Source organism: Humiphilus diazotrophicus, assembly GCF_059726315.1.
In genome coordinates this window covers 1,410,631-1,422,231 of sequence record NZ_AP040870.1, presented here as the reverse complement: position 1 = coordinate 1,422,231, position 11,601 = coordinate 1,410,631, and the positions used below count along the sequence as shown (strand labels likewise).

At 52.4% G+C, this 11,601-nt stretch carries 7 protein-coding genes; 2 read left to right on the top strand and 5 right to left on the bottom strand.

The window, feature by feature from the left end; all coding sequences use genetic code 11:
- Positions 1-52: 52 nt before the first annotated feature.
- Both AC6I7T_RS07165 and cyaY read right to left on the bottom strand, forming a co-directional pair.
- On the bottom strand, positions 53-2,527 hold the full coding sequence (locus AC6I7T_RS07165) for a zinc-dependent metalloprotease (protein ID WP_497792656.1): 2,475 nt from the start codon (positions 2,525-2,527) through the stop codon (positions 53-55).
- A gap of 63 nt (positions 2,528-2,590) precedes the next feature.
- A complete protein-coding gene (gene cyaY, locus AC6I7T_RS07160) occupies positions 2,591-2,998 on the bottom strand; it encodes an iron donor protein CyaY (RefSeq protein WP_497792655.1) in 408 nt (135 codons plus the stop codon).
- A 125-nt stretch (positions 2,999-3,123) separates the two neighbouring features.
- Here cyaY and AC6I7T_RS07155 point away from each other — a divergent pair, with 125 nt between their 5' ends.
- Together AC6I7T_RS07155 and AC6I7T_RS07150 are read left to right on the top strand one after the other, a co-directional pair.
- Positions 3,124-3,930, top strand: coding sequence for a hypothetical protein (locus AC6I7T_RS07155; RefSeq protein ID WP_497792654.1), 807 nt, complete (start codon positions 3,124-3,126; stop codon positions 3,928-3,930).
- Positions 3,931-4,038: 108 nt separating this feature from the next.
- Entirely contained in the window at positions 4,039-5,472 is a 1,434-nt protein-coding gene (locus AC6I7T_RS07150) for a glycoside hydrolase family 125 protein (protein ID WP_497792653.1), read from the top strand.
- 155 nt (positions 5,473-5,627) lie between these two features.
- Here the strand turns inward: AC6I7T_RS07150 and AC6I7T_RS07145 are convergent, their stop codons facing one another.
- From AC6I7T_RS07145 to AC6I7T_RS07135, 3 genes are all read right to left on the bottom strand, one after another.
- Positions 5,628-6,242: a DUF1349 domain-containing protein gene (locus AC6I7T_RS07145; RefSeq protein WP_497792652.1), complete on the bottom strand. Its 615-nt coding sequence runs from the start codon at positions 6,240-6,242 to the stop codon at positions 5,628-5,630.
- A 187-nt stretch (positions 6,243-6,429) separates the two neighbouring features.
- Positions 6,430-8,757: a GH92 family glycosyl hydrolase gene (locus AC6I7T_RS07140; RefSeq protein ID WP_497792651.1), complete on the bottom strand. Its 2,328-nt coding sequence runs from the start codon at positions 8,755-8,757 to the stop codon at positions 6,430-6,432.
- A 49-nt stretch (positions 8,758-8,806) separates the two neighbouring features.
- A complete protein-coding gene (locus tag AC6I7T_RS07135; RefSeq protein ID WP_497792650.1) occupies positions 8,807-11,512 on the bottom strand; it encodes a glycoside hydrolase family 3 C-terminal domain-containing protein in 2,706 nt (901 codons plus the stop codon).
- Positions 11,513-11,601: the final 89 nt, after the last annotated feature.

Sequence of the window (11,601 nt, the reverse complement as noted above, 5' to 3'; positions counted from 1 at the left end):
GATCCTGTTCAAAAACACGGGGTTGCGGATGGTTTGTAGTGCCAAAAAGCTATTACCAACTGATTTCCTCCGCATCCCCGATAGGCTGCCCAGGAGGCGTTTCTAGAGCAGGCGGAATCTGAAAACTGTCAGGATTCTTCTTGAATCTCTCGATTTCTTCCAGGGATGCGGTCCAGTGAGCCAGTTGCTCAGAGGGCGCATCGGGAGCCTTTACTTGGGATTCCAGGTGCTGCCGAAGTCGATTTGCCTCCAGGAGGGCAACCGCCCTGGCTTGGCGCGATGCCTGACCGGAGGCTGCAAGACCCAATAGATGATCCAGAACAATCGACTCCACTGTGAACTGGGTTTCAGTCGCCAGTCCTCTGCTTCGGGGGGCATACCAGGTGGCAGCAAGAGCTTGCTGCAGAACTTCTTCAAGGCTGGGGAGAGCGCTATCTCTCGCGTGATATTCCACCAGCCGCGAGGCCCGATTGGGTTCAAAGAGCAAGCTTGCCGTTAACGCTGCCGAAGCCTCGACCGCTCCCATCGGATCGAAGGTCAACCCCGTATGTGTGGCAAAGGACTCGCGAGTCCGGGGATAGGCTGGAGGGCGTGGAGGGAAGACGTGCAAGAGTCCCTCCGGCAGAGTCAGCATTTCAGGATCAAATGTTTTTAGCAGGGCTGCCAGGGCTTTGCGTTGTTCGGCTGCTGGTACAGGCTCAGTGACTAGTCCATTGTCTCCGCGAATGGCATATCGATAGTTCTCCCCACCCAGGATTTTGGCGGTAGCTTCGGTCTGATACCTGTGCAGCAAATAGAGCGGAACAAGAGTATCCTCCAACTGGGCCATGGGCTGGCCGGGTTGAATGGCATTTTCTCCGAAACGCTTCAGCGCCGCCTCCCGGATCTTCAAAATTCGCTCTAGCTCGTCGGCGGCGTCAGGACCGTTATCCCAGAGATGTGCGTAAGGATGAGCGCTCCCCAAAGGACGTGAATCCTGGTCCGTGATGAACCTCAACCCATCCTTCTCGGCTTTCTTCAGCATGGCTTGGAGACTGGCCTGTTCGTCGGTTCCCGGCGGGAAATCCGAATAGCCATAGGCAATGGCTGCTTTGTCCCAGGTGCCGATACCGGCTGCATAGGCATGACCTAGATCTGGCTTGCCTTTGGCATCCAGGGCGATCCAAGGGTGGGGGTAGTCCATTACCGAGATGCTTTGGCCAAGGCTGCTGGCTGCAAAGTTGTGTTGTAGCCCGAGTGTATGCCCCACCTCATGAGCGGCCAATTGCCGGGTACGAGCCAGCACCATTTCGCGCATATCGGCTGGGATCGGCTTGCCTGCTTCGTAGGGGGCCAGCAAAGCTTCTGCGATCAGGTAATCCTGGCGGGATCGCAGCGAACCGAGTGTGACCTGCCCTTTGATGATCTCTCCCGTGCGCGGATCTATGACGGCTTCTCCATAGCTCCAGCCTCTGGTTGCACGATGAACCCACTGGATCATGTTGTAGCGGATGTCCATAGGGTCCGCCCCCTCGGGCAAAACCTCGACGCGGAAGGCATTCTTGTATCCTGCCGCCTCAAAGGCCTGATTCCACCATCTGGCTCCCTCGACGAGGGCCGAACGAATAGGTTCGGGCGCCCCACGGTCTACGTAGTAGACGATTGGCTTTACCGGCTCGCTGATTGCGGCTTTGGGATCTTTCTTTTCCAAACGATGGCGGGCAATCAGATGACGATCAAGCGATTCCTCTAACGGTACGGAATAATCCCGATAGCTAACCGGAAAAAAACCTGCTCTCGGATCAAAGACCCGTGGCTTATACCCTGGTTCAGGAAGAGCGATCAGGGATGTGTGTTCGTGAAGGGTAACGGCGTGAGCGTCCGGTGTGACGGAGGCAACAAAGCTTTCACGGCTTGGACTCTCATTTACGAAGGTCAGAAGGGCTTCGACTTCCGTATTTAGCGGGAAGTCTTTTGTGCTTTCTAGTGTGATTGCACTGCGACTGGGATCCAGCTTGTAGTTGCCCTGGTGTGTGTGCTGGAGCTGTTCGGCCGCACCATGAGCATCTCTAAGGAAGAAATCCGTGGCATCGACGAGTACGGTGCCATTCTCTTCGGCCTCCACTTTGAAGCCCCACAAGACGGATTCGGCAAAGGATTGCTTTACAGCCAGCTTTTCGTCTTGGTTTGAAGTAATGGCGCGGTACTGCAGGTTTGGCTCAATCAGCAGCACCTTTGGTCCGCTACGCCAAAAGTGCACGATGCGCCCTTCACCGAGTTGGCCACGGTCCAGTCCTACATCATTCGATCCCAGCCCGTAGGGCAGTTGGTCCAGCAGCAGGAAGTCCTTTTCCAGAGCCCCGATCTCCAGATATAGCCGTCCGTTCTTCGCATCCCAGTCCATGGGAAAGAGGCCATCCCAATGGTGCATTCCCGCAGTCTTCTGGGAGACCGTCTCAGGGAGCGGTTTCTCCGTAGTGGCAGAGGCAGGTTGTGCGAAAGTGGCAGAAAAGCAAAACGCAACAAGGACAGCGACTCTCTGGAGCATCTCTAGTGTCCGCCTTAGTAGGAGCAGTGAATGGAATCTGATTCTTTGATTGTCAAAGACCGATTAATCCAGATGGGTTGAGGTAATGCCCAGATGCTCGTTGATCAGTCGTGCAACCAGGGGTTTCAACTCTTCGTTACTCTTTGTCAGGACAAAGAAGCCCTGGGACTCGTTCCAATCCAGCTTGAAACTGGTGGAAAGCGCCGAAATCCAGATTTGCCTGACCGGAGCATTCGGGGTGATGACGAATTTGCCTGCTGGTTCCTCAAAAAGGATGTTCAGAACGCCTGCTTGTTCTTCGACTTCGAAGTCGCCTTGCTCCTCGGCAGCAAAGAGACTGCGTTTCAGGTCTTCAATGGCGTTGTCTGCACGACGTCGGAATTCCAGTTCATCCATCATGATGCCAGTGTAACAAGGGCCCATGATGGACGAATTGTCATGAAGGAGGAATGTCTGCTGTCCTCGTCTCATTTGTCTCTGCAGATGTCGTTCGGGGCTGATACCCCGGTTTTTCGCCATTTGCAACTGTCGCAGCGGTCCGCCTCTCGATTTTCTTGTCGGACATGAGATTCTAGTAAAAGAGATCTTGCCCTGTTATGAATTTGATTCGCTTGTTTTTGCTCGCGCCTCTCCTTTTGCCTTTAACGGGCATTGCTCAAATGCAGTCTCCAAAAGACCTGGTGAAAGACGTTATTTATAACGAACAGCAGGACCGCATTCACGAGAGTTATTGGCAGTATCGGGTCGAGAAGCATATGGCGCAGGGCCCGGAGACAATCTCTCAGCAGGTGGAGACGAAAGACGGGCCGATTTATAAAGTGCTCGCTCTCGGCAAAATGCCGCTGAATGCAGAACAGCGGCGCCAGGAAGATGAGCGTTTGACCGATTTCCTTCATAGTCCCTGGAAGCAATCCCGTGTACGGCAGCAGCATGAGGAAGACGAGAAGCGGATTGGCCGGCTGCTTGGCTTAATGCCCGAAGCATTTCTTTATGAATATGACGGCAGGGAAGGGGATTTAATACGCCTTAAGTTTCGCCCCAATCCCCAATACAACACACCGACAACGGAAAGCCGCATTTTTCACGCATTGGTTGGAACCGTCTGGATTAATGCTCAGCAAAAGCGCCTTTCCCACTTCGTTGGGGTGATCACGAACCGTGTCGATTTCGGTTATGGCCTGCTTGGTCATCTGGATCAGGGTGGGACGCTAGAATTGAGACGGCAGCCTGTAAATGGTACGCACTGGAAGACCTGCCTGGTTGAAGTGCATCTCACGGGAAAGGTCATTTTCTTTAAATCCATTAGTCGCGAACATCACGAGCTGAGAACGAATTTTCAACCCGTAGCCCAGAGCATCACGTTGCAAGAAGCCAAGGTTCTTCTAGATCGTGTAACTCCGTAATTTGTCTTACTTCCGACTAATTCTTTCGACAGTTTCGCTCCAATTCGACAGAAGGTTTAATCTGGATATGCCCCCATTTTATTTCTGTCGACTTTGGAGCCCTATAGAATGCTCACCCGCCGTGGTTGCCTCAAACTTGGATTACTGACTCTGGCTGCTCCTACTTCTTTTCTGCAAGAAATGCTGGCTCAAACCGGGGCCTTCGATTCTCGTCGTCCTTCACTCGCACAGCGCAAATTCACCAGTAAGGCTGTTGAGAAGACGATAGCTTCGGTAACCGCAAAAATCTCCGATCCCGAATTAGCCTGGTTGTTTGGTAACTGCTTCCCGAACACATTAGATACAACGGTCTTCGTTGATTCCATGGATGGGAAGCCGGATACCTTCGTTCTGACCGGCGACATTCATGCCATGTGGCTACGCGATAGCTCAGCGCAAGTTTGGCCGTATCTTTCCTTAGCGAAGGAGGATGCCGGTCTTCGTAACCTTCTTGAAGGAGTAATCCGGAGGCAAACCCGCTGTATCCTGCTCGATCCCTACGCTAACGCTTTCTTACAGACGCCCAATAGCAAACCTCTTGGCTGGGCAATACACGATGAGACGGAGATGCGCCCAGGCGTTGCCGAGCGCAAGTGGGAGATAGATTCGCTCTGCTATCCGATTCGCCTTGCCTGGGGATATTGGAAGGAAACAGGGGATACCTCTCCTTTCGATGATTCCTGGAGGCAGGCTATGCACTCTGTCGTAGAAGTGTTTCGGGTGCAGCAACGGAAGAATGGCAAAGGTCTCTATCGTTTTCAGCGTGCCGCTGATATTCCCACCGAAACGTTGGCGGAGGACGGTTATGGGCAGCCGATAAAGCCCGTCGGATTGATCTTCTCTGGCTTTCGTCCGTCGGACGATGCTTGCACTCTGCCTTTTCTGATTCCCTCGAATCTGTTTGCTGTTGTTGCCTTGCGGCAGCTAGTTGAAATGGCAGATCAGATCCTGAAAGATTCTGAACTGAGTCGTGCGGCTGGTTCTTTGGCTTCCGAGGTCGAAGCTGCGTTGAAGCAATACGGCAAGACATCTCATCCTCAATGCGGAGAGATCTGGGCGTATGAGGTAGATGGTTTCGGCAATACTTACTGCATGGATGACGCCAATCTCCCAGGACTTCTTGGGCTGCCATATCTAGGCAGCGTCTCTGTTACCGATCCGGTGTATCAGCGTACACGTGCTTTTACCCTAAGTAGGAATAATCCATATTTCTTTCAGGGAAATGCTGCCGAAGGCATAGGGAGTCCGCATACGGGAGAGAATCTGATCTGGCCGATGGCTATCATCATGCGCGCTTTGACCAGTACCTCGGATGTAGAGACCGCATCTTGTCTGGCTATGCTCAAGAAAATTCATGCAGGAACCGGATTTATGCATGAAAGCTTCAATAAAGACGATCCGAAGAAATTTACACGTTCCTGGTTTGCTTGGGCTAACACTCTCTTTGGAGAACTGATTCTGGATATTTCGAAGAAACGTCCTCAGCTTCTTCAACTGCGGTGAGGGAATTGAGAGAGCTGGAAAGGATAACGACCTGATAATCGTGTGACAAAAAAATTGCGGTTTGGAGCATTTCTCTCATTGATGTTGTGAGAAATGCTCCAAACCGCTGCGGGGTTGCTTCTTCTAGAAAGCCCGTATCTCTTCGTCAGTACTCGCTACTTTATTGGCTGCACAGAGAAGTGATCGAAGGTTACAGGAAAACTCTGTTTCCCAGGTGCTGCTGCCACAACTCCTATTTGTGCCTTTACCTTAGGAGGGAAATAGGCCAGACGCAGCATGTGATAATCTTTCCCGTCAAAGGAGTACTCGATCTGAACAAAATCGCCTTTACGCTTTAGCTTGAGCCAAACAGATTCGGGACTATCGGTTCTTGGAACAACCGACCAATCCGATACCTCGCGAGTGACCACGGCACTCACGTTCTGGACGCCATCGACATATTCAATCCCTGTCTTGATCCAGTTCTTTTCGTCGATACGAACCATCAGGCCTGCTTGATGGAATAATTCCCGGTAATGTCCGGTGACATGCACCTGGGCTTCAAAGTCTCCCTCTTGCTCCTGGTAGTAGAACGGCCCGTTATCCCGGATAAATCCGTAATGCGTGACTCGCCAATAATCCGTCCCCGGGTCGATGGTGGCGTTAATGACTCCATCCTTAGCCGACCATTGTTTCGGCTCGTTATACCAATGCATTGTTCCTGTCGACTGCGCGAAAGCAGCAGATGACAACCATAACATAGATAACGCTAACAGGGCTTGCTTGAACATTTGTTATTCCTTCCTAAGACAAACGTTTGCTTTTAAGCTAAAAGATAAGTCGATACCACGATACATCCTGTAAGTATGAAAAGTCTCGAGGGGTACGTTGAAATGTTCTATGGGGAGCATGGCTAAACTGCGATATAGGGGAAGGAGTTGGGGGCAGTTCATGTACCAATGAACTGCCCCTGGTGTGTTACACCGTAAGAGACGGTGGCATGGCACTTTCATCGGCACCAAAGGCCGGGTTTGGCTGGCTTCCCATGGTGAAGACAAACTTGCCTCCATCGCGGATATCAGCATGACTGAACCAGGACTTCTTGTATTCCTTGCCGTTGAAGGTGACGGATTGGATGTACTTGTCCTCGGGAGAGTTACGTTTCGCTTCCAGAACCAGTTCTTTATTTCCACCTAAACGGACGGTTGCACTGTCAAAGAGTGGTGAGCCAAAGACATAGTTGCCGCTGACAGGATCGACAGAGTAGAAGCCAAGTGCGCTGATAATGTACCAGGCCGACATCTGCCCGCAGTCTTCATTCCCGGCCATTCCGTCCGGCTGATTGCGATACATTGTCTCCAGCAGACTCCGTACTCTTGCCTGTGTCTTGTGGTGGACTCCGGCGTAAGCATAGAGATATGCGATATGGTGGCTCGGCTCGTTGCCGTGGGCATATTGTCCAACCAGGCCGTCAATATCCGGTGGGGCATCGGAAGGTAGTTGCGAGCTTTGGTTGAAGAGCTGATCCAGCTTCTCAACAAAGGCTTCTTTGCTACCAAACAAGGCCATGTAACCCTTCGGATCATGCTGAATTCCGAAAGTGGTCTGCCAGGAGTTGGACTCTGTAAAGTCGCGCCACTTTTTGGAGTGTCCCATTGCCAGGGGATCGAATGGATCGGCCCACTCTCCCGACTCGAATTTCGGCCGCATGAAAGCAAGCTTTTGATCGAAGACGTTGGCGTAATTCTTGGAGCGCTTTAGGAGCAGTTCTGCATCCTCAGTCTGTCCGACAGTACGAGCAACATGTGCTACTGCCCAGTCGTTATAGACATATTCGAGAGTCTTGCTGACAGACTCTTCTTCTTTATCGCAAGGGATAAAGCCTAATTTGCGGTAGTATCCCAGTCCGCGATAATTGTCGTCCATAGCTCTCTTGCGCATCAGCGGATAGGCCTTCGCGAAATCGATGCCTTTGAAGCCCTTTACGCAAGCTTCAGCAATTACCGATGCAGAGTGGTATCCGGTCATCGTACCGGTTTCCTTGGCGTAGAGTGGCCATACCGGCATTCCCTTCGGGCTTTCTGCCGCCATGCGGATCAGACAGTTGACCAGATCCGGCACACGTTCTGGTTGGAACAAGGTATAGAGGGGATGTGCTGCGCGATAAGTATCCCACAAAGAGAATGCGGTGTAGTTATGGGCGCCACTTTCGAGGGTGTGGACTTGGCCGTCCATTCCCTGGTATTTGCCATCTATATCGTCAAAAAGTGTGGGCGCAGCCATGACGTGGTAGAGCGCGGTGTAGAAGATCTCTTTGTGCTTGGTATTCGTTGTTTCGATGTGGATCTTGGAAAGCTCTTTCTGCCAGGCACTACGAGCATCTTTCCGAACCTTTTCGAAGTCCCATCCGGGAATTTCGGCTGCAAGATTTTTGCCCGATCCCTCTTTGCTGACACCTGAGATACCGGTCTTTACCTGGATTTTTTCATTAGCCTTGGTCTTGTAGTGGATGACACACTTGATCTGTTTCCCCTTCACAGGTCCGGAAGGATTTTCAACCTTCTGACCTTCGGAGTAAATCTCTACGGAGTCAAATGGGCGCGAGAACTTCATCGTGAAGAAAACTTGGCGTCCATTAGCCCAGGCGGCTGTGCTGTGTCCACCGACCAGAGTATCTTTGCCAACTACTTCTACTTCAGACCAGATAATCGAGTCAGGCGATTTCCCGTAGGCATGGGCAAGATCGAGGATAAAGTGTCCTGAATCACTTTGCGGGAAGGTGTAGCGGTGAAATCCCGCTCTTTCCGTTGCTCCGAGTTCGGCGCGGACATTGTAGTCGCTGAGGACAACGGAGTAATAACCTGGCTCGGAGATCTCGTCGTTATGAGAGAAGCGGGACCGGTAGCCTTCTTCGGGATGCTCCCTGGTTCCAGGGTTGAGCTTGACCTGACCTGTTCCCGGCATCAGAAGGAAGTCGAGCAGATCTCCGCAGCCTGTTCCGCTCAGGTGCGTATGGCTGAAGCCCATGATCGAGGTGTCGGAGTAGTGATAACCCGAACACCAATCCCAATCGTCGTTGAAAGTATCCGGGCTGAGTTGCACCATGCCGAAGGGCACCGTAGCTCCAGGATAAGTGTGTCCATGTCCACCGGTTCCGATGGCGAGCTTTACATACTTCGTAAGGTCTTCTGAGGAAGAGGCAGATTTACCGCTAATGGCAGCCCAAGCCCTCTTGTTCGAGAAGGGGAGTATCCCTGCGGCCGAAAGGGCTGACAGCGTTGTCAAAAAACTTCGTCTCGTGATCATAAAACTCCGTTACTCGCAAAAAAAGATTAGATCAATCGAACCAACAAGCTTATCGTGGGAGTGGCGTTGTTCCGATAATACGCAGAGTTGCACGTTCTCCGTCTGCGCGCTTCGGTTGGCCGCCTCCGAGAAAAATCTCATATGTACCGGGCTGTACGCTCCGGCTTCCATCGGCAGCGACGGAACTCAACTGTCGAGGTGAAAGGGTAATTTGCACATGTCCCTTCTGCTTGGGATTGAGCGAAATGCGTTCAAATCCCGCAAGCACTGCATTGGGCGAGGATTCCGAATGTGGCGGAATTAGATAGAGTTCTGCAACTTCTTCGCCTGCCCTCTCTCCAGTGTTCTCGATATCGGCCTCAACCGTCAATGATTCTCCTGCCTGAAGCTGTTCAGAAGAGAGTTTGAAGTTGCTATAGCGGAATTTGGTATAGCTTAGTCCATATCCAAAGCCGTAGAGCGGTTCCCCGCGAAAATAGCGGTAGGTGCGGCCCTGCATCGAATAATTATCGAAAGGCGGCAGTTGATCTACCGACTGATAGAAGGTAACCGGAAGGCGCCCGGCAGGATTGTTCTCACCGAGGACGGTTTCAGCAATTGCTTCTCCGCCTTCTTCTCCGGGGTACCAGGCTTCCAGGACAGCGGCGGCCTTCTTCATCCAGGGAGATACTATGGAGCTGCCATTCATCAGGACCAGTACGATTGGCTTGCCGGTTGCGCCGACAGCATCGAGCAATTGTTCCTGAACCGCAGGAAGATTCAGGCTGGTTCTGTCTCCCCCGCTGAACCCTTCTGCCTTGATCTTCAGTTCCTCGCCCTCCAGATCGCGTGAAAGACCGACAACAGCGATAACCGCATCGGCTTTACGTGCAGCGGCAATGGCTTCGTTCTTCAATATGTCAGTGGGCGGCTGCCAGTTGAATGTGATACCGGCTCCGAAGAGTGGTGCCTGATGGCTGTACTGAAGCTGGAATTGATGTGGCTTGGTGTCCGCAAAGTGAATTTGAAAGGGCGTACTATCTGAGGCACGCCATGGCTTTGTCTCGGTCAGGGCTCCGCTGGATACCTCTTTGCCATCGACCAGGACCTTAAAGCTGCCGAGATCATAGCAGTCGTCACAGTGACCATAACTTACCACGAAGGAATAGTCGCCAGGAGCAGGCACGGTAATAGTCCCGGTCCAGCGAACCGAGAATCGGGTTGGGTCAATGCCCGGAACCGGGGCGGCAGCACTCCAATTGAAGTCGATTCGGCGGTCGATGCGCTTGGCTACAGGAGTTCCACTGAAATCCAGTCCATTGAAGTACTCAGCTGTGAGGCCATTTTCTGTGGCATTGACCGCTGGATGAAAGAGACTGTGCGGTGCCGGCAGCTGAAGTCCTGCAACATAAGGCGATCCCTGTGCGTAGCTGACAGAAGCGCGTCCTTTTAGTTTCGTCTCCAATGCGTCGAGAGGGAAAGAGGGATTGGAGGGCGCTCCGTTGTAGTTGCCTTCGAGCGATGCCAGAGCCGCCGCGTTGGGGCCTATTACGGCAACTGTTCGAATCTTCTTGTCTAGAGGGAGAAAGCCTTTCGCGTTTTCCAGCAGCACGATTGATTTACGCGCTGTTTCGAGGGCCAGCTTCCGATGCTCTGCGGAATCGTTTTCTGAAAAGGGAATTTGGTTATAAGCGACTTCCGACGGAGGATCGAACATTCCGAGTTGGAAGCGTGCCGTAAACAGACGTCTTACCGCCGTATTGATCTCCGCTTCCGTAATGAGTCCATCTTTTACTGCCTGGTTGAGCCTCTTATATTCCGTGCCGCAGGTGGTATCCGTACCGGCCTTAACTGCAAGTGCCGAAGCGTGTGCGTTATCGGGGGCGTAGTGATGACCGATTTCGCTATCCATATCGTCTACAGCGCCACAATCGGAGGTGACAAAGCCGGTAAACTTCCAGTCGCGCCGCAGAGTGTCCTGCAGGAACTTGTGATTGGCGCAGGCCGGAACTCCGTCAATAGCGTTATAGGCACACATGATCGAGTCTGCATGTCCGTCGACAATTGCAGTGCGGAAGGCAGGGAGATAGGTGTCTTCCAGATCGTAAGCCGAGGGGTTCACATTAAAGTGGTGGCGCGAGGATTCCGGACCACTGTGAACAGCGAGATGTTTAGGCGTGGCAATTACGCGAGGATGCTGCGGATCAGCGCCCTGCATGCCGGTAACAAAGGCTACGGCGGTCTTTCCGGTAAGGAAGGGATCTTCTCCGTAGGTCTCCTGGCCACGTCCCCAACGCGGATCACGGAAGATATTGATATTTGGCGACCAGAAGGTGAGGCCGAAGTAGATGTTGTGATTGTCATGCCGAAGCGCTTCGTTATATTTCGCGCGGCCCTCAGTCGAGATTGCTGTTCCGACCCTGTGGATCAGATCTGTATCCCAAGTGGCAGCCAATCCGATGGCTTGCGGGAAAACCGTTGCATATCCTGCGCGAGCTACTCCATGTAACCCTTCGTTCCACCAGTTATAAGCAGGGACTCCTAACCTCGGGATGGCTACGGCGCCGTTCTGCATCTGGGAGATCTTCTCTTCTAATGTCATTCGAGAGACGAGGTCATCCACCCTTTTTTCTATGCGGAGATGGTTGTCCAGATAGGCAGGCTTTTCGCTTTGCGCGTATCCCATGTAGGAGCAGGTGCTCAAAAGAAGCAATCCAGCCAGAAATCGCAGGCGGGATTTGGAAGAACGATTCGAAATACGGAGAACTCGGATCATGACATGCTTTCTTGGGGCGATCTGTAAAAATTAAAAACAGGGCGGGGAAGATACAGCACTACTGGTCTCCGCTGTCGGAGTGCTGTTGC